The 19,216-nt window shown below is 59.2% G+C and carries 13 protein-coding genes; 11 read left to right on the top strand and 2 right to left on the bottom strand.

The genetic code is table 11. The annotated features are described in order from the left end of the window. Positions 1-90: 90 nt before the first annotated feature. Together IPK17_RS29925 and IPK17_RS29920 are read right to left on the bottom strand one after the other, a co-directional pair. Positions 91-1,965, bottom strand: coding sequence for a CBM96 family carbohydrate-binding protein (locus IPK17_RS29925; protein WP_343421362.1), 1,875 nt, complete (start codon positions 1,963-1,965; stop codon positions 91-93). 262 nt (positions 1,966-2,227) lie between these two features. Then, positions 2,228-4,189: a CBM96 family carbohydrate-binding protein gene (locus IPK17_RS29920; RefSeq protein WP_343421361.1), complete on the bottom strand. Its 1,962-nt coding sequence runs from the start codon at positions 4,187-4,189 to the stop codon at positions 2,228-2,230. A gap of 1,386 nt (positions 4,190-5,575) precedes the next feature. On the opposite strand from IPK17_RS29920, the gene IPK17_RS29915 reads away from it, so the two are divergent. From IPK17_RS29915 to IPK17_RS29865, 11 genes are all read left to right on the top strand, one after another. Then, positions 5,576-6,172 carry a pentapeptide repeat-containing protein gene (locus tag IPK17_RS29915; protein ID WP_343421360.1) on the top strand — a complete coding sequence of 199 codons (597 nt, stop codon included), beginning with the start codon at positions 5,576-5,578 and terminating at the stop codon, positions 6,170-6,172. Between the two features lie 327 nt (positions 6,173-6,499). After that, positions 6,500-8,170: a sugar transferase gene (locus tag IPK17_RS29910; protein ID WP_343421359.1), complete on the top strand. Its 1,671-nt coding sequence runs from the start codon at positions 6,500-6,502 to the stop codon at positions 8,168-8,170. 25 nt (positions 8,171-8,195) lie between these two features. After that, positions 8,196-9,551, top strand: coding sequence for a YveK family protein (locus IPK17_RS29905; RefSeq protein WP_343421358.1), 1,356 nt, complete (start codon positions 8,196-8,198; stop codon positions 9,549-9,551). 87 nt (positions 9,552-9,638) lie between these two features. Further along, positions 9,639-10,451: a nucleotidyltransferase family protein gene (locus IPK17_RS29900; RefSeq protein ID WP_343421357.1), complete on the top strand. Its 813-nt coding sequence runs from the start codon at positions 9,639-9,641 to the stop codon at positions 10,449-10,451. A gap of 72 nt (positions 10,452-10,523) precedes the next feature. Further along, on the top strand, positions 10,524-11,609 hold the full coding sequence (locus IPK17_RS29895) for a glycosyltransferase (RefSeq protein WP_343421356.1): 1,086 nt from the start codon (positions 10,524-10,526) through the stop codon (positions 11,607-11,609). Continuing rightward, positions 11,606-12,757, top strand: coding sequence for a glycosyltransferase family 2 protein (locus IPK17_RS29890; protein WP_343421355.1), 1,152 nt, complete (start codon positions 11,606-11,608; stop codon positions 12,755-12,757). The genes IPK17_RS29895 and IPK17_RS29890 overlap by 4 nt, the downstream gene beginning before the upstream one ends. Before the next feature lie 118 nt (positions 12,758-12,875). Next, positions 12,876-13,730 (top strand): hypothetical protein, encoded by an 855-nt coding sequence (locus IPK17_RS29885; RefSeq protein ID WP_343421354.1) that lies wholly within the window; start codon positions 12,876-12,878, stop codon positions 13,728-13,730. After that, positions 13,730-14,356: an O-antigen ligase family protein gene (locus IPK17_RS29880; protein WP_343421528.1), complete on the top strand. Its 627-nt coding sequence runs from the start codon at positions 13,730-13,732 to the stop codon at positions 14,354-14,356. Before IPK17_RS29885 ends, IPK17_RS29880 begins: the two co-directional genes overlap by 1 nt. Further along, complete coding sequence (locus tag IPK17_RS29875; RefSeq protein WP_343421353.1) at positions 14,316-15,947, top strand: flippase; 1,632 nt, start codon at positions 14,316-14,318, stop codon at positions 15,945-15,947. The genes IPK17_RS29880 and IPK17_RS29875 overlap by 41 nt, the downstream gene beginning before the upstream one ends. Before the next feature lie 5 nt (positions 15,948-15,952). Continuing rightward, positions 15,953-17,752 (top strand): aminoglycoside phosphotransferase family protein, encoded by a 1,800-nt coding sequence (locus IPK17_RS29870; protein ID WP_343421352.1) that lies wholly within the window; start codon positions 15,953-15,955, stop codon positions 17,750-17,752. Between the two features lie 126 nt (positions 17,753-17,878). Further along, positions 17,879-19,216: a hypothetical protein gene (locus IPK17_RS29865; protein WP_343421351.1), complete on the top strand. Its 1,338-nt coding sequence runs from the start codon at positions 17,879-17,881 to the stop codon at positions 19,214-19,216.

Below are 19,216 nucleotides of genomic sequence, written 5' to 3'. Positions count from 1 at the left end.
TTGACGGTACGGCGTCGCGATCCGAAATGAAAAGACACCCTCGTTCAGGAGGGTGTCTTTTCATTTCGGCATTTCGGTTCGATCAAGCCCCTAACTGCCGGAGCTACCGTTGCCCGCTTCTGAGGGGGGCGGTGGCGGGCTGACCACCTCCGGTGTCGGCGTGGGACTGGGCGTCGCCGTCGGCGTGACTTCCGTTGGAACCGCGGTCGGTGTCGGTGTTGGGGTGGACGTCGCGGTGGGCGAGACTTCAGTTGGAACCGCGGTCGGCGGCGGGCTGATCGCTTCCGGTGTTGGCGTGGCGCTGGGCGTCGCCGTCGGCTCAATCGTGAGTGTCGGCGTCGTCACGGCACTGATTTCCAGCGCGTCCAGACTGAAATAGGTGGACGTGTCGTTCTCCGGTAGGATGGCGCTCGTGTCGACGCGGAAGCGCAGCCAGACACGCTGCCCCACATAGGCCGACAGATCAAGCTCGTATTCCGTCCAATCCGACAACGTGCCCGCCATTTCGAACACCGTCTGCCAGGTGACCTGACCCTCCGGCAGGAGGTCGACCGCGACGCGATCGACGCTGGACAAGGCAGTCTGCGCCCTAAAGGTCAAGCGCGGTACGCCTGCCGTTGTAAGATCAATCTGCGCCTCGGACTGAAGCACGCTCACCAGACCGCGGACTGAAGTGTCCACCGCCCAATAACCGTTTTGCGCGTCGGTTGCGAACAGCCAACCGCCCGAGGGCAGCCAACGGCCACTGTCCGTAAACTGTTCCAGCACGGGCAGGGGCATCGGCGCGATCGGCGTAGCGGACGGCACAAGCGTCGGCGTGACGGGGGCCGATGGAATGTAGGCGGGGCAGTCAATGGCGACCTGGAGCAGATTATCGGCGACCACCAGCGTGTAGGTGCCAGCGACGATGATGCCACTGAACTCGAGGCGGACGGGCTGACCGCTCACCAACCCGGTCAATTGATTGTTGTCGACGACGCCGTGCGGGCTGCTGACGTGATAGGGTAGGGTCTGCACGTCGACGGAGGTCGGCATGATGTCATACGACAGGACGCCGTTCGCACACACGCCGCTTCCGCTGATGAACGGACTGGCGCTGGTGGACGTCGGTAGAACCTCGACCGCGGTTGGCGTTGAACTCGGTGTCAGCGTCGGCTCAACAGTCGGCACCACACAGTCGACCGATATGGCGAAGCCTTCGGCGTCCGCGGCCAGCGTGTAGAGCCCGGTGGTCGTAACCGTGCCGACGGGCACGATCACCGTTTGACCACTGAGCAGTGTGTCGAACTGAGCGAGAACGAGTGTGCCTGTTGGTCCGAACACGCCATAGAGAACATTACTGAAATCGCCCTCGGCAGCCGTAATGTAGAAGGTGAGTGTGCCAGTACTGCATTCCCCATAACCTGTGAGGTGAGCCGGTGCCGCCACGGGCGGTGGGAGTTCCACAACAAGCGGACTCTCGACCTGTTGAGCCGGCGGTGCGCCGGACTCAAATTCGATCACCAACGTGGGGTGGTTTGCCGCGGCCTCTTTGGTGTTGTACAGCACGCTGTTGGTTGACGAGGTATTTAAGCCGAAGCTGTACGCGCCATCCCCCGTGATCGCGGCGGTCACGTCGAACTCAACCCACGTCCCCAGCGCAGCCTGACCCACGGTCGCGAGCGGCGCGCCGCCGATGGTGGGCGCATTGTTCCATGTCAACCCGGACTCAACCCAAGGGGTGCTCGTGTTGAGGTAGGTATCGGCGACACTGTAGATCGAGCCGCCCTGCGGACTATCATCGATCACGTACAAGCGCACGACCGCCCGGGTGATGGGGCTGCTCACGCCCGTCACGTTGAAACGCAGATAGCTGGTATAGGTTTCGCTGCTGGTCAAGCGCAGGCGCAGCGCCGTCATTCCGTTGTAGTTGTTGTTGGGGCTGGTCGACTTCACATAGACATCATCCGACGGCGTGTAGCTCAAGGATGTTTGTCCGCCGGGGGTATTGGTCGCGGTGGGTGTCGCACTGGGGGTCGCCGTTTCGGTCGGGGTGGGCGTATTGGTGACTGTGGGAGTGTCACTAGGCGTTGCCGTTGCGGTCGGTGTAGGCGTATTCGAGGCGGTCTCGGTTGCGGTGGGTGTCGCACTGGGGGGCGCCGTTTCGGTCGGGGTGGGCGTATTGGTGACCGTGGGGGTGTCACTAGGCGTTGCTGTTTCGGTTGCGGTGGGCGTGGCCGATGGCGTATCAGTTGCGGTTGGGTGTCGCGCTCGGCGTTGGTGTGCTGGTCGGCGTCGCGGTATTGGCTGTACCAAAGTCAATCACCAAGACGGGATGATTCGCCGCCGCTTCTTTGCTGTTGTACAGTACGCTGTTGGTCGACGGGGAGTTTAGGCCGAAGCTGTACGCGCCGTCACCCGTGATCGCCGCGGTCACGTCAAACTCAACCCACGTCCCCAGTGCCGCCTGCCCCACGGTCGCCAACGGCGTGCCGCCGATGATAGGCGCGTTGTTCCACGTCAAACCCGTCTCAACCCACGGCGTACTCGTGTTGAGGTAAGTGTTGGCGACGCTGTAGATCGAGCCGCCCTGCGGGCTGTCATCGATCACGTACAAGCGTACGACCGCGCGGATGATAGAGCTGCTCACGCCAGTCACGTTGAAGCGCAGATAGCTGGTGTAGATTTCGCTGCTGGTTGCGCGCAGGCGCAGCGCCGCTGTCCCAGCGTAGTTACTGTTAGGACTGGTCGACCGCACATAGACGTCATCCGACGGCGCGAAGCTCAAGGTGGTTTGGCCGCCGGGCGTGTTGGTCGGCGTCGGCGTGTTGGTGGCCGTTGGCGTACTGCTGGCGGTGGGTGTACTGCTGGGCGTCGGCGTATTAGTCGCCGTCGGGGTCGTGCTGGGCGTTGCCGTGTTGGTCGGTGTGGGCGTAATCGAGGCCGTATTGGTGGCCGTTGGTGTACTGCTGGGCGTCGGCGTGTTGGTAGCCGTCGGCGTATTGCTGGGCGTCGGGCTCGGCGTCGCCGGGCCAAAGACGAGATAGTTATGGAAATAGGTGTTTGTGTCGCCGTCGTTCGCGATGATCAAGAGACCCGGCAGTACGTCCAAGTTCTGTTTGGTCGATGACACGTTATTGATGCGGGTCGAGTCGCTCGAACTGATGATCACCTGGCCTAATCCCGACGTAAAGCTAATATTCGTCATATCCGTCGATTTGTAGTAAATGCGACCGCCGCTGTTAGGAGAGGTGGCAAACAGATACAGGCGGTTCGTCGCTTCATGGATTTGGATGATCGGGCGTGTATGTCCGTCTGTACCCAGTCCAAACGTGTGACTCGACCACTGACCGTTGGTTTGCCGTCTCAGCAGAATCACCATTGGGTTTGAACCCGTCAGACTGGTCTTGGCGGCCACAAACAAACGCCCGGTTGAGTCGACTTTCATATTTAGGTGATCGTCACTGATGTTGTTGCCACTGAGCGCGATTTCGATCGGCTTCCACGTGTTAACCGGATCAACATCATTGTGAACGGCATAATAGAACGAGTCGCTGCGCTGACTGCTCCACATGACGCCGATCTGATTGCTGGGCAGGGCAATGATGGAGGCGATATCGTCGCTGTTGGGTGCGAACGGCGCCGACCCCGGGAGTTGGAAGGGAGTCCCCCAGACGGCGTCATTACCTGTGGAAACGTTCACCATGACCTTGGAGTCTTCGACGTAAGTAACCCACAACCGTCCCACAGAGTCCTTGGCGAGAACCAGTGTTTCAGATTTCCCCTGAGTTACCGTAACCGGGAACCCAGAATCCAAGCTATAGGTATCGGTGCTGGCGTTGTAGCTGTAACGGTACAACCGTCCCCATTGGGAGACAGAGCTGGTCGCGCTCCCGGCGTTCGTGAAGAGATGGGACACGATATACAGCTTCTGCGTTTTGGAGTCCCACAGCGTGTCCGCGTTGCTGCTGGTGCGGTTATCGATGGCGACACCCGTATTCACCCAGATGTGAACCGCCGGATCCATGCGGTGGATGAAATAACCGGTTCCTGCGGGATTGCACAGGCTTCCCCACCAATAGCCGTCATTCCACCAGACCTTACTTTCCGGCTTTTCACCGCTTACGGAACCGGAACAGACGGAGCCATAGACGAAATCTTCATAGCCGACATCGTCCTGTGCTTGGCTGGGCTGTGGCGCAGCAAACATCAGCAGGCACAGAACCACGGCTACAGCGACACTCCAGCGGAGGCTTCCAGAACGACCTGAGGGCATCTTTATCATGACGTTTCTCACAGTTAGGGTTTCTAAGTGAAAACTGAGCAGGGCGACACCGATCCCATTGCGTGACCGGACGCCGAATCCACCTATCATGGATTATATTGAACCGATACCTTGCAAATGCCTAAAATACGCAAGAATGGAGTCATAGTATTATTTGGCAAGTGTTTTTGCTAATACGGCCGACCGGCGTGAATACCCGCCAAAGTCGAGCGCTCTTCGCGGCATAGACGCCCGGCAGGCCAGCCCTAACGTTCCGCGAGTCGTTTCCCTCAGACAGCACCGTGAAAGAGGTATTTTTGACTTGTCGGCTGACCGCGGGCGCGCCGAAGCGCATCCCGAAAGCGGCCTTGATCGTTCAACGTCGCCCGTCCTCAACGTTCGTGTAAGGAGGCGAATTATGTTGTAAGGACGAGGCATGAGGTCTAGCCAATGCCCGTTTGTCAGCCCAAGCACAAGGCAGGCCGGTAAGTGCGTCGAATGCCGTGACAATGGGTTACCGGTCGCTGGCTTAGCAATTGGCTCAATACCAAACGTCATCCTCACCATTCCCCATATGGAGAAAAGGGGAGCCTACACTCATCGCCAGACCCAATGCCTTTTCGAGGGGATGTGATCTGCCGCGCTCGCTGCGAACGGATCAAGCGTTGATTAGGGGCAGATGGTTTCGATAGGTCGAAGTCGGCCTGCCGCGACCGGGATGCCGTATCGCTTCAAATAAGATAGAATACCTTTGTCAGTCAACAAACCGAATGTCAGCCATAGGACGAGGCATGAGGGAATCTAAAAACCATCCCTTGAAGCCTTTCCATTCGCCAGTGGATGCGATGAATCGTGTCCCTACGAAAACAAATTCGGCTTGGCAGACGAAGCTGGGTCCCTTCGCTGAGTTCGGGGTGAGGTCGGAATCTGACGGTTTTTAAGCACCCTCAGATCTCGGCCTTGTTTGGTGCCTTTCAGACCTTGGCTTAGGTTTGTGGCGATTTGAGCGTCAAAATTCGGTGCGTTCGGCTGATGTCTACCATAGGTTTCTTAATGTTCATTATGACTGCACCAAGTTTATAGGATTGTGAGTACACAGGCTGTTATAGTAGCCTTTATATTCATTTAAGTGTAATTTAACAAGAGGGCCGTATGATGAGGGTGTGTTCTGGATAAGTGAGTTGATGCAGGTCTCAAGCAGCCGCAGATGCTCGAAAGCATGAGCGAAGAAAAATCTTAAGCATTTATAGGGCAAAAGGTAAATTAGAATAAATATATGGATAGTTTCATCCTAAATCGCAACTAATGACTATCAACAGGCGTACCGTGAATATGTTCACACAACTTGAACACCTCCTGCGCTCACTCGTCGAGATTCTGTATCCTCCGTATCTGAAGTCTCGTCTTCTCCTTGAAATGGCGTCCCCTGATCGGGAAACGGCGACTCGCGCCGTAACTGCGTTGCGTGCTCGTGGTTGGCTGGAAGATGGAACCGTGCAAGGTATCTTTTCGGGAGCAGCCCTGCATGCGGTCAATTTGGCCAGTGCTGTCCTGCCCGCCATTGACCTGTACCGTGCAGATTTGAGCAACGCGAACTTAAGCGGGGCAGATCTGCGCGATGCTAACCTGAACGGTGCCGACCTACGGGGTGCCGACCTTTCCAATGCCGATTTGCGCCATGCATTTCTCTGGGGTGCTGACTTGAGCGGTGCCAACCTGACCGGGGCGAATCTCCGCTTTGCATTCCTTTATCCGAATGATGCGCCACGGGCGGCTGAGCGGGTCGAACAGCTGCTTGAACGTCAGGATCATGTCGAAAACGAGCGACTGAAAGGCCAGCTCGCCCCACGCTTCGATGCGCGTACCATTCTTCCCGATGGTTCGTTCTGGTGCCCGCAAGTCAACGTCAAACACTTGGTATCGGTGTAATCAATCGGACGCGCACATCGGCGGCGCGTAATTAACAGTTTTCAAACCTAACTAATTCCTAACATACGGGACTAACGGCATCGTTAGCCCCGTATACTGCTTTATTAGTCGCAACTTCCTCAGAAAATCCTCCCTCAGAACGCCCGCGCCCCCAGATTAAGGGGAATTCGCCACATAAAACATTACTAAACGAATTTCGTAAAAACTTATGCTTATACCCTATGTGTGTAAGGGGCCTGTAAGGTCGCCTAGTCAACCATTTAATCTATAACTGTTTCCATACAAACAGTTCTCCGACGATCCGTACTTTCAATTGAGGTAAAAGTCATGGTTCGCCTTCGCGTCTTGATTGTCGTTTTTTCGTTATGGTTAACCCTGCTCTTCAATATTGAGCGCCCAGACATAATTGCTTTGAACCTCTCCTCGATTGTCTATGTGTTGGCTGCCGGATTCGTGATAGCAACGCTGCTCCTCCCCGACCTCAGCACGATGCGGCTAGAGCTTTTGTTTGGTGGCACGGGAATCTTATATGTCTTTATGCGTCTACTGGCGTTCAACGATGGTTCGTCGCTGCCGGTCGTCATTCTGATAGAAGTGGTCCTTTTGACCGCAACGATTTTGTTGGGGCGCCTTATTTCCAGCGTCGTTACCAATTTCGAGCACGTTTTTGAAAGTGTTGTGACCGGGGCAGAGGATACACGCGCGCACTCCATGATCACCGGTGAAGATGAGATGAATACCGAGCTGTTCCGTGCGCGTCGGTTCAATCGACCGGTCGGTTTCATTTATTTCCGCGTAGAAGTTCTGACGCAGGCGCACTCGCGTACAGACGTTCTTTTCAACTACGAGGCGATTCTTCAGCGTCGTTACCTGCGCAACCGCGTCTCACGCATTGCTGAAGCGGCGCTCTATATGAATGAACTGGTCGTGTGGTATGGCGATAACGTGCTGGTGTGCCTGCCCGAATCAACGCCCGAAAATACGGCGGCTGTCGAACAGCGTATCAAGGACCTGATCTGGCTGTCACTCAACGTGAAAGTGCCGACGGGCACCGCCAATTTCCCTGAGGATGGCTTCGTCTTAAAGGATCTGGTCAAGAAAGCTATTCAGCGGGCCGATGACGCGACCGACAACAACACCGCGAACGCCATTCGCCGTCCGACATCGGTCGACACCGGGAATACCGGCACGCAGTCCCAGCTTCCGAACCGTCAAGTCAACATGTTCCAGTCCTTGCAGACGATTTTCGGGCCTGGTTTCCCGCAGCCCAGCCGCCTGGCCCCGCAATTCGATGGTGTCGGCGTCGACGCGCTCAACGCCACGCCCTATTTTCATCCGAATTTCTGGGCGAACCAGCTGCCGTACCAGAGCGCGAGCGCCCGCTACATCTATCTGCGCGTAAAACGGATGTTTGATATTGGCGTCGTCGCCCTCACACTCCCGTTCTTGCTGCCGCTCACCCTCGTCGTGGCCGGGCTGATCCTGCTCGATGATGGCCGTCCCATCTTCTATATGCAGAAACGCACGGGCGTGGGCGGGCATAAGTTCAAAATGTACAAGTTTCGCTCGATGATTCGCAACGCTGACCAGAAACTCGCGGAACTCAACGTGACCGTCAATGAGCGGGGTGAAACTATCAATGAGCGGGGCGAAAAGCTCGAAAATGATCCGCGCATCACGCGGGTGGGCAAGATCCTGCGCAAGACCAGCCTGGACGAGCTGCCTCAGGTTCTGAACGTGCTGCTCGGGCAAATGAGCCTTGTCGGCCCACGCCCTACCTCCTTTGGGGTGGAGAAATACCCGCTGTTCCACACCGAGCGGTTGAACGTGCCACCGGGGATCACGGGGCTTTGGCAAATTTACGACCGAGGTGATACCGACTTTGACAATCGACTGATTTGGGACATCAAATACATCGAGAAGCTTAGTCTGGCACTCGATCTACAAATCCTCGTCCGTACTGCCCTGCGGGTGCTTCGGCACCATGGGGCGCGATAGCACTGTTTTGCCAGGAGAGCAATTGATGGCCATGTCAAACTACGTGCGGATTGCACGTCGCTGGTGGTGGTTTGTCGCGATCGCGCTCATTTTGAGCACTGCAGCCGGGTATTGGTTCAGCAGTCAGCGCCCGCAGTTGTATGAAGCCGAGGCGCGCTTGCTGGTTGGCTCAAGCATCAGTAATCCGAATCCGAGTCTCGACGATATTCGAACTGCGACTCAGCTGCTCGAAACGTACGCGATGCTGCCCACTGTCCGACCCTTTCTGGAAACGATCATCAATCAGTTGACCTTGGAGGAAACGCCCTCCGAACTGCAGCGCAGCATCGACATCTCCACCACGCCGGCGACGCAGTTAATGGTCATCCGGGTGCAAGACCATAACGCGGAACGGGCACGCGTAATCGCCAATACCATCACTGATGTCTTGTTGAGTCAGGTTCCCATCAGCACTACCGAAGGCCTTCCGCCGACCAACCGCCTCACGGTGTTGGAACCGGCCACGACGGGCAGTCCGGTGGATCAGGAGATTGAGATGCGCACTCTGTTCATTGGCGCATCCGGAGTGCTGCTGAGTGTGTTCGTCATCTTCCTGTTCGAAACCCTCGACACACGGCTGAGAGAGCCCGAAGAGCTGGAACAAGCCCTCGGCGTTCCGGTGCTGATCGCGATGGATAAGCAGGGGGGAGCCGAAAAGAGCCACGGTGTGGCGGTCATTGATACGCCGCGCTCCTCGGCTGCGCGCAGTTATCATCTGCTCAATGCCAAGCTGGCGGCGCTCAATGATGGACAGCCGCTGCCTTCCCTCATGATTCTGGGCGTGGAAAAGGGGAGTGCTACCGAAACCGCGCTCAACTGCGCCGCGGTCTTCGGTCAGCGTGGGCGGCAGACGGTCATTCTGGAATTGGATGAGATTCCCGCAGTGTCGCCGGTCTCCACTGAGCAAACTCAGCCGCCAGTCACGGAATTGACGGAAGACGTGTATGAATTGGTGCCACTGCACCGGCTGCCCAATGTGATGCACCTGAAGGTTGTCTCGCCCTCGACCGATCTGCTGCCGTTGTTGACCGCCGCTGGATCGAACAACCTGATCAAGCATCTCGAAGGGGAAGGCTACACGGTTTTGGTCACAACCACATGGGCCCAGTCGAAGGTTGCCAGCCTGCTGACTGCTCCCCATGTCAACGGAATTGTCGTCGCGGCCATCGCCCGGGCCAGCTCGCGCAGTGTCCTACGCAGCATCAATGAGGACTTCCACTCGGTGGGCGCGCACGTCGTGGGCAGCATCTGGCTGCCGCGCTCCCGCAGTGACGTCTCCATCGCCAGCTTGCTCCAACCGCAAACTGCGGAGGGCCGGCGACTTGCAGCCAATCGAGCCTAGCGTGCTGGAGCTTAAAGGCGTGAACAGTGTTCTGTCGAGTTCAGCGCAAGCGCAGCGAAGCGTCCCGGCGCGAAAGGGAAGCCGCTAATGCACGCGCGTTTCCGCGATGCCTTTGGGCGCTTCCAGGCTGTCGGAATAACCTATTGTGTCCTGCGCGACGGTGATCAGTTGGAGCGCTTTGCCGACGGCGGGGAAATTGACCTGCTCGTGCAAGCGGATCAAGTGACGGTTCTCGAACGTGAACTGGTGCAGTTGGGTTACATGCCGCTCCAGCGCTGGGGAGACTATCCGCACCACCAGTTTATTCTCGACGATGCCGGCAGCAATTCAGTGCTGAAGCTCGACGTGGTTACGGCGGTGTGGTTCGGCGCTTCGGTCAAGTATCTGCGGACGGATTTGGCGGCGCAGTGGCTGAAACGCCGCCGCGCTCTCGGCGACATCTATGTGCTTGCGCCCGAAGATGAGGTTATCCTCCTGCTGCTGCACTGTGTGATCGACAAGCGCGAGTTTCGCCCGCTGCGTCAGCAGCGTCTGCAATCCCTGCGCGCATCGGTTACCGATCCGCAGTCCGTGACCAACTTGCTCCGCACGTATTGGCAAGCTGGCGCAAGTTGGGAACAGATTGCTGCTCACATTGACCGTGGTGACTGGGCGGGACTGCTCAAGCAGCGCCCGGCGGTAATCGCGCATCTGCGCCGCGGCGACACCCTCACCTCAATGATGCGCCACGTTCGTCAGCGCGTGCTCCGCAAGGTGGGGCGCTGGGCAAGCAAACTGCGCTTCCAACTGCTCCTGCCGCTACTTTCCGCCGAAAAGCAGGCGCACGCTCGGCGTGAATTCGGTATGCGCTGGAACAGCCGGGTACCAACCGCGCTGGGGAATGACCGGGGGACGTTGTGAGCGCTGTCAAACCGTTAAAAGTCGCCTACATGATGTCCCGCTTCCCCAAGCTGACCGAGACCAACTGAGGTGATGCACCCGGAAGCGGTCCCACTGGTCGAGCGCGCTCATTTTCAGCCGTTCTTCTCCGGGGCGATCGCGCGCGCTAACCTGCGCTTTTTGGGGCGCAAGCCGCTGGTCTACGTGCGAACCTTGTGGGATGTGCTGCGCCACACCTTCGGCAGCGTTCGATTTTTCGTTGGCGCGGTTGGGATTTTCCCGAAGAGCGTGTACTTCGCCCAGATGATGACGGAGGCGGGCATCGATCATATCCATGCGCATTTCGCCAGTCATCCCGCGGCAGCCGCTTTCGTCATTCATCGCCTGACGGGCATTCCCTACAGTTTCACGGCGCATGGTTCTGACCTGCACCGGGATCGGCACATGCTGCGCGAGAAGACCGCCGAAGCGGCCTTTGTCGTCGCCATTTCGAATTTCAACCGCGAGATCATTGTGCGCGAGTCCGGCGAAGCAGCGCGACCGCGCGTGCTGATCGTTCACTGCGGCGTCGACACGAGCGTGTTTCAGCCACAAGCCGAGGCGAAACCTGCCGCCGATGGGTTTAATATCCTGTGTATCGGGACGCTGCACGAAGTCAAAGGGCAAACGCATCTGATCGAAGCGTGCCGCCTGCTGAAGGAACGCGGCGTACCGTTCATCTGCCATTTTGTCGGCGACGGCCCCGACCGACCCATGCTGACCGAACAGGTCGAGCGCGCAGGCTTGCAGCAGCAGGTTTGCTTTCATGGCCGCCTCGCGCGTCAAGATGTGGTCAAGCAGGTGCAGCAGGCGCAGGTGGTCGTCGCGCCGAGCGTTCCCAGTCGTGATGGCCGTCGTGAAGGGATTCCGGTCGTGCTGATTGAAGCGATGAGCAGCGGTCGCCCCGTCGTCGCCAGCCGCCTGTCGGGGATTCCCGAGCTGGTGGACGATCAGGTCAACGGTCTGCTGACTGAGCCGGGTGACGCGGCGGCACTGGCCTATGCCTTGCAGCAGCTATCCACGGATCTGGCCTTGCGTCAGCGTCTGGGTCAAGCTGGCCGGGAGAAGGTCGCGTCTGAGTTCGACCTGACGACCAATGCAGCGCGATTGATCCGCTGTTTTGGGGGAGAAACCGAATGATAGTCAGCATCGTGTTCTGGGCGTGTCTCGTGCTCCTCGGTTACACGCTGGTGCTCTTTCCTGTGCTCCTGCTGCTGCGCCGTCTCCTCAGTCCGCGACCATACCGGGCGGCGGATATTACGCCGTCGGTGAGTGTGGTGATCGCGGCCTATAACGAAGTCGACAGCATCGGCGCGAAGCTGGATAACATGCTGGCGCTGACTTACCCGAAAGACTGTCTGGAGATTATCGTTGCCTCGGATGGCTCGGATGATGGCACCGACGACGTGGTGCGCCGCTACCTTGATCACGGCGTCCGCTTGTTGTCGCTGCCGCGGCAGGGAAAAGCCGGAGCGCTCAATGCCGCCGTCAGCGAAGCCCACGGGGAAATTCTCGTGTTTTCGGACGCGAACAGCATGTATGGCAGCACGGCGATTCAGGCGCTTGTGCGTCCGTTCGCGGACCCGGAGGTCGGTGGCGTCGCGGGTAATCAACGCTACCTCGACCAGGAGGCGGGCAGCGCCGATAACGCGGGCGAGCGGGGCTACTGGCAGCTCGACCGCCTGCTGAAACGCCTGCAAAGCGACTCGGGGAACACGATTTCGGCCACGGGCGCGATCTACGCCATTCGCAAGTCGCTGTTTCTCCCGGTTCCGCCCGGCGTCACCGACGACTTTGTTACCTCCACGCGCGTCATTGCCGCAGGCTATCGGCTGGTGTTTGCGGCAGATGCGGTGGCCTACGAACCCGTCGCCAGTTCGAGCGACCGCGAGTTCGGGCGCAAAGTGCGCATTATGACGCGCGGACTGCGCGCCGTGCTGACCATGCGCGAACTGCTCAACCCGTTCCGCTTTGGGTTCTATGCGGTGCAGTTGTTCACGCATAAGGTGCTGCGGCGGGTGATTGTGCTACCGCTCCTGCTGCTGTTTGTCTCGTCGTTGTTTCTCTGGCAGGAGAACGTGTTCTACCTGTTCATACTGGCTCTGCAGATCGCTTTTTACGGCTGTGCGCTCCTTGGATTCATGTTTCGGAGTTCTCGGTTGGGACAGTTGAAACCCTTAGCCATCCCGTACTTCATCTGCATGGTCTACGCCGCCGCGCTGGTCGCCATCTTCAATACTGTCAGCGGTCGGCGGATCGACCGCTGGAATCCGCAGCGCCAATCATGAGTCAGGTTGGCGTTTGGTCTTGGGGCGAACGGGTGGCCAGGCGGCGCAGCGTGCGTACGCCGGAAGCCGCAAAACTGAATCGACTTGCTCAAACTAGGGGGCATGACGGAACGAACCCATGCGCACGCTAACGAAACTTCCGTTCCATAACTTACATCTCATCGCCGGATTCGGTTTCATCCTGCTGAGCTTTTTTCTGGTATTTGGCCTGCGTGACATTGACCCGCCGCTGATCTTCGGGCTGCTGGTGCTCCTGCTGCTGGCGGTCATTATGTCGGCGCGTCCGGAGTTCACGACGACGCTCATTTTGTTCGCGTTGTACGCCAATCTGGGGGTCATTGCGAAACGAAACGGCATCCCGGATGTGGTGGCGACCAGCTTATTTGCGGCGCTGGCGTTTCCGACGCTGATCTATGTCGTGGTGTACGGGCAGAAGGTGATCGTCAACTTTGCGTCCATGTTGATGGTGCTCTATTTCGCCGTGATTCTGGTGTCGGCGGCGCTGTCAAACGATGTCATGGACTCCACCGATCGGCTGATCGCCTTTGCCGCGGAGGGGTTGATCCTGTTCGTACTGGTGACGAATTCCGTGCGCACGCCGTCAATCTTGCGCGGCGCGCTCTGGGCGCTGGTGCTGGCGGGCGTGCTGATGGGCAGTCTGTCCTTGTATCAGGAGATCACCGGGTCGTATGACAACGATTTCGGCGGGTGGGCTGAGGTCAAAGAGTCCGAAATTCGCGTCGAAGGCGAGACGCTCATCGACGCTGGTGAGACCCGGCAGCGTCTGTCCGGCCCTATCGGCTCGAAGAACCGGTATGCGCAGATTATGGTGGTCCTGGTGCCGCTGGCGCTGGGGTTGATGTGGGCCGAGCGCCGCCGTCTGTATCGGGTGGCCGCCGCCGTCTCGATCATCCCCATTGTCGGGGGGCGCTGCTCACGTTCTCGCGCGGTGCCGGCATCTCGCTCGTTGTGATGCTGCTGGCGCTGGTCGTGCTGCGCATCGTCAAGCCGCTGCATCTGCTGCTCGTCGCCGGTTTGCTAGTGGTGGTTGTGTTCGTCTTCGTGCCGGATTACGTCTATCGCATTTCGACCGTGTCCGAGCTGACCCAACTAACCTCCGGCGATGTGACTGAGGTCGAAGGGTCCCTGCGCGGGCGCGCGACCGTGAATCTCGCGGCGATTCAGATCTTCGTCGATCACCCGCTTCTCGGCGTTGGACCCGGCCAGACGGCGCTGCACACGCGCGCCATCGGCAACGAGATCGGACTGCGCGTCCTGACCACAGATCGCCGCGCGCATAACATGTATCTAGAGGAACTGGCGGACACGGGCGTCGTAGGGTTTGCGGTGTTTATGGGGATTGTCGCCTACCTCCTCCGGCGGTTGTGGCAGATTGCTAAACAGGCACAGCGCGCGCACTCTACGGACATTTACTATACGACGATGGGGCTGCTGCTGGCCATCATCGTTTATCTGACGACCGCCGTCTTCCTGCACCTGTCCTATGTACGTTATTACTGGCTCTTGATTGCGCTTGCGAGCGCAGCGGTGGAGATTTATGGACGACACACAAGCACTGAGCAGCTCACCAGCGGGTGAAACCGGCCCACGAAATGCCGTTCGCCGCCAGATTCGCGGATCGAGTCTGCTGCTGCTCGGCAAGTTCATCTCAATTGGGGTGAATTTTGTCATCCAGATTTTGATTGTGCGCTACTTAAGTAAAGCGGAGTACGGCGCATTTGCCTACGCGCTGTCCATCGTTTCGGTCGGTGAAACGGTCGTCACGCTGGGGTTGGATCGCGCTATCACGCGCTACGTACCCATCTATCACGAGCGCGGCGATTATGCGAAGATGCTCGGCACACTGGTCATGGTGTTGAGCACGATCCTGTCACTGGGGCTGGCCGTTGTGCTGGCCGTCGTCGGCATGCAGGCCATCGCCGACAATCTGGTGACCGCGGCGCAAGCGAGCAGCGGGGTGGGGCTGGCGTCGGTGTACTTTGGGACACTGGTAGCCGAACCGCTCATTCAGGATTATCGTCTCGTCAGCTTGCTGCTGGCCATTCTGATCGTCCTGTCGCCGCTGCAGGCGCTCGACAATATTTTCAACGGCATGTTTGCCGTGTTTTCGCGTCCGAGCGCGATCTTCTTCCAGAAATACGTGCTCGGCCCGGCCTTGCGCGTGATCACCGTGGCGCTGCTGGTCTTCGGTCAAAGCAACACCGTGTTTTTAGCGGTGGGGTACACGCTGTCGGGGCTGGTGGGCATCCTGATCTTTGGCGTTGTCCTGTATCGGGTCATGCGGACGCAGCGCATTTTCCAGCTCGTGCCGCTGCGCTCCATTCAAATCCCCTTCCGCGAAGTGTTGGCGTTTACGGTGCCGCTGTTGGCATCGGATCTCGTCTATGTGGTGATGAACGCGTTTGACGCGGTGCTGCTCGGGCAGTTTCACGGGACGGAAAGCGTCGCGGCACTGCGGGCGGTCCAGCCGACGGCCCGCTTCAATCAGGTCATTCTGACCAGTTTCGCGCTGTTGTTCACACCCGCGGCGGCGCGCATGTTCGCGCGGGGTGACACGGAACGCATCAATGATTTGTACTGGAAGAATGCCGTCTGGATCGCCGTGCTGTCCTTCCCGATCTTCGCGCTCACGTTCTCACTCGCCCAACCGCTGACGCTCATGCTGTACGAGGAACGCTATGCCCAGTCCGCGATCATCATGGCGCTGCTCTCGTTTGGCTACTACTTCAACTCGGCGACCGGACAGAACGGCCTGACGCTCAAGGTCACGGGGCGGCTGCGGTACATCGTCACCGTTGACATCTTCGCGGCGGTGTTGAACCTCGCGGTGAACCTGTGGACGATCCCGCGCTATGGTGCCCTCGGCGCGGCTGTGGGCACGACGGTGACGCTCGTCATCTTCAATCTACTCAAGCAGGCTGGACTGATGCGGGGCACGGGCGTGCGCGCATTCGACCGTCGTTACCTGCGCGCCTACCTCGTGATTGCGCTGGCCGCTGGCGGACTGCTCGTCGTTCAATCGCTGCTGGCCGTGCCCATCTGGGTCGGCGTGCTGCTGGCTATGGTGGCTTCCGTGCTCGTGGTGCGCCTGAACCGGGACATTCTGGATGTCAAAGAGACGTTTCCCGAGTTGACACGGATTCCGCTTGTGCGGCTGCTGTGGAGATAACCGAGATGCTTGAAGTCGCATTGGCGGCGCCCTACGTGCCCGGAACCAATATCAAAGGGGAAGTGGCGGGCGCAAACTGGGTGTTTTTGCTCCCCTCGCTGGAAATGACCCGCATTCTGTGCTTGGGCGTGCCGAGCAGCGCGGCCCTGCGCACGCTCGCCAAGCTCGCTCCGGTCGAGGTCATCGTCCCCGGCAAGGAGCAGCGCGTCGATCAGGGGCTGTCCAACGTGACGTACACGTTGGTCGCCGGGTATGTGAGCGTGGTGCTGCCAGAACGGCACGCCGATCTCCTCTATCTGGCGGATGCCTCGGCAGTGCGCTTGTTCTGCCAGAATCCGCAGGTGCAGCGGCACTGGTTACAGGCGCTCCAACCACGCGGCGTGGTCTATCTCGAAAGTACCGGGATCATCGATTATCTGCAGTGCCTTGCGCCGCTGAAGTCACGCTTTGAAGCGCAGTCGGTATTTTGGCTCACCCCGTTGGGGGGGGAAGCGCATACCGCCGTGGCCGCCGCGGACAGCGCGACGCGCGAGTATTTTCTGCGCCTGAGCCTGCATAGCCCGAGCGTTCAGCCGCAGATGCTGCGTCAGGTCAAGCGGCGGTTGTTCCCCAAGCAGGAACGGGGCAGCATCCGCGAGGCAGCGGTGTCCGCCGAACCGTCGCTGGTGCAGACCGAACGTACCGCGCGCAAGGTCAGCGGCTTCCTGTTTCAATCGGCGGATCGCATTGAGCGGTCGCTGCTGCGGCAGATGCCCAGTGTGCGCCGCTACGGCGTGCTGCTGGGACAACCCGGCACCGCGCTCAAGGATGAGCCACCGCGGTTCTTGCAGGAGCTCGCGCGATCCGCCGGGATCGACATCGGCGCGTACCGCTGGGGCTTTTCGGGGCGCGGCGAGTACAGCTCGCGTAAGCTGCTCTATTACCTGTTCCCGCCCGGACAGGCGACGCCCGAATTCGTCGTCAAGATGGTGCGTGATTCGGGCTTCAATCCGCGGCTGGAAAACGAGCAGCGAGCGCTGTCGCTGCTGGCTGAACGGCATCTGAACGACAACGACGCTTTGCCCCGCGTCGCCTTCTGGGGTTATCACGCGGACTTGGTGCTGGTCGCCGAGACGTATGTCCCCGGCGTGCCCTTTCGCCAGCGGCACGCACTGGCGCCTGATTCACCCTATGTGCGCGGCGCGCTCGATTGGCTCATCGATCTCGGTGGGCAGACGGCGCAGCCCGCGGCGACCAGCGCTGCTGATGCGCTCAATCAACTGCTGGCGCGCTACGTGGAGATCTACCAGCCCGCGGCGTCGGAAAGCGAGTTCTTGGCGCAGCAGATCGCGACGATCCGGCAGTGTCAACGGGATCTGCCGACCGTCTTCCAGCATGGCGACCCGGGAATCTGGAATGTGCTGACGCGGGATGACGGTGGCATCGCCTTCCTCGATTGGGAAGCCGCGGAAGCTCAGGGACTGCCGCTGTGGGATCTGTTCTATTTCCTGCGCTCTTATTGCGCGGAAGTGGCGCGCGCCGAGCAGATCTACGACCGCATGGACGCCTTTTCGGCGATCTTTCTCGGATCGCCCACACTCCGTCCGTTCATCGTCGACGCGGTGCGGCGCTATCTCGAGCGGGTCGGCCTCCCCGCCGCGACGGTTGAGCCGCTGTTCTTCACCTGCTGGATGCATCGGGCGCTGAAGGAAGCCACCTTGCTCGACGCGCGCAAGGTCGACCGGGGCCATTATGTGAATATTCTGCGCTTATGCCTTGAGCAGCGGGATGCGCCGCTGCTGCGTCAACTTTTTAGTGGTTTGTAACGCGAGATGCGGTTGAATTTGGAGGGGCGCTTGCTTCCACGGTTCTTCAATCTGTTCGCTACTCTGATCTGCTTGCTGTGTATGAGCTGCGACGTCGCTCACCCAATCGAGGCGGTGTCGGCTGCAGTGCCCACACTGACGATGGCTACACTGCAGCCGGGCACATCGCGCGGTTACCTGACGACACCGCAGGAATTGCGCACGATCGCGCAAAAGGCGGCCCAGAATATCGAGCCTTACCGCAGCGCCGTGGATGAAGTGCTGGCGTGGGCGGCCCGCGATTGGGACTTTTCCCTTGACGAGCACGAAGGCTGTGACTCGTCCGAAAACCCAGCGTGGATCGACCGGAATCGCGGCGCAGGGATTGTTTACGCCAAGGCGCTGGCTTATCACCTGACTAATAACGCGGCGTATGCCGAGGAAACAGTCGAGATTCTCCAGCGGGTCATGACGTCGGTCATGACTATCGGCCTGCGTCAGCCTCAATGCCAGTTGAACTTTGGTTGGGGAACGCCCGAGTTTGTGGCCGCGGCGGATCTGATTGAGGCTTACTGGCTCGACCGCGAATGCACCGGGCCGCTCTCGACCATTTATGGAGACGACCAGATGGGGGCGGGCATTTGTAAGCGCTTATTTCAGAATTGGCTGGTCAAAAATCCGTATTATGTGACGTCGTATGCCGCCATCAGCAGTCAGAGCAACTGGGGTGCCGCCGCGACCAACGCCACCGCCTATGTGGCTGACTACCTGTGGGATCGCCCCGAAGTGCGGTTGATTCACCGCGTGCCGCAGCTTGTGAACGAAGGCGCCAACTTTGCGTTTTCTCCGGCGGAAGCATACCGGTTTGCGCGGCAGCTCGCGCTTGACCGCTTGAATGGCTACGGCGTCGAATATACCAGCAACTCTTCCTGCGACTATCTGGCAGGGGAGCAGCAGTCGGGGGAGTTGCCTGCGGTGAAGTCGCAGATCACCGAAAACGGCATCATCCCTGAAGATGCCCGCCGCGAACAGTTCTGTAACATAGCTGTCTACAACGGTGAATACCAGAACTATCCACAGATTCACCTGAACAACACGATTCAGCAGTGTGAGTTGCTGTATCGCCGCGGCGATCGGTCGTGCTATGACAACGTCGCCGTCCAAGCCATTTCGGATTACACGTTTGTTGGGCCGGATGGCCTGACCCGAACCACCGACCTGCACGCCTTCCGCGGTTCCATCGAGCGGGCGATCAACGCCATCATCATCGACGCGGAAACGGAATGGCGGCATGATGCGGCGCTGGAGGTCGCGTATCGTTACTACCTGCTGAATCATCGACTGGAGGGCGTCGAACGGTGGTTTGCCGAACTCACGCGTCCCAGCGGCTGCAGTCAGGGCGTGTGCTTTGGCACGCTGACTCACGGATTCGCGGTGGGCGAATTCCCGACGCCGCCCCCCATTACGGCACCACCGAGTGACTAG

Source organism: Candidatus Flexifilum breve, from assembly GCF_016713355.1.
The sequence above is the reverse complement of the archived record's forward strand: the minus strand, read 5'-3'. Positions and strand labels throughout refer to the sequence as shown.

Coding starts and splice junctions, on each gene's coding strand:
- IPK17_RS29895 (WP_343421356.1), top strand. CDS start 10,524: ATGCACCCGGAAGCGGTCCCACTGGTCGAGCGCGCTCATTTTCAGCCG.
- IPK17_RS29880 (WP_343421528.1), top strand. CDS start 13,730: ATGCTGCTGGCGCTGGTCGTGCTGCGCATCGTCAAGCCGCTGCATCTG.
- IPK17_RS29885 (WP_343421354.1), top strand. CDS start 12,876: ATGCGCACGCTAACGAAACTTCCGTTCCATAACTTACATCTCATCGCC.
- IPK17_RS29900 (WP_343421357.1), top strand. CDS start 9,639: ATGCACGCGCGTTTCCGCGATGCCTTTGGGCGCTTCCAGGCTGTCGGA.
- IPK17_RS29870 (WP_343421352.1), top strand. CDS start 15,953: ATGCTTGAAGTCGCATTGGCGGCGCCCTACGTGCCCGGAACCAATATC.
- IPK17_RS29875 (WP_343421353.1), top strand. CDS start 14,316: ATGGACGACACACAAGCACTGAGCAGCTCACCAGCGGGTGAAACCGGC.
- IPK17_RS29915 (WP_343421360.1), top strand. CDS start 5,576: ATGTTCACACAACTTGAACACCTCCTGCGCTCACTCGTCGAGATTCTG.
- IPK17_RS29905 (WP_343421358.1), top strand. CDS start 8,196: ATGGCCATGTCAAACTACGTGCGGATTGCACGTCGCTGGTGGTGGTTT.
- IPK17_RS29920 (WP_343421361.1), bottom strand. CDS start 4,189: ATGTTTGCTGCGCCACAGCCCAGCCAAGCACAGGACGATGTCGGCTAT.
- IPK17_RS29910 (WP_343421359.1), top strand. CDS start 6,500: ATGGTTCGCCTTCGCGTCTTGATTGTCGTTTTTTCGTTATGGTTAACC.
- IPK17_RS29890 (WP_343421355.1), top strand. CDS start 11,606: ATGATAGTCAGCATCGTGTTCTGGGCGTGTCTCGTGCTCCTCGGTTAC.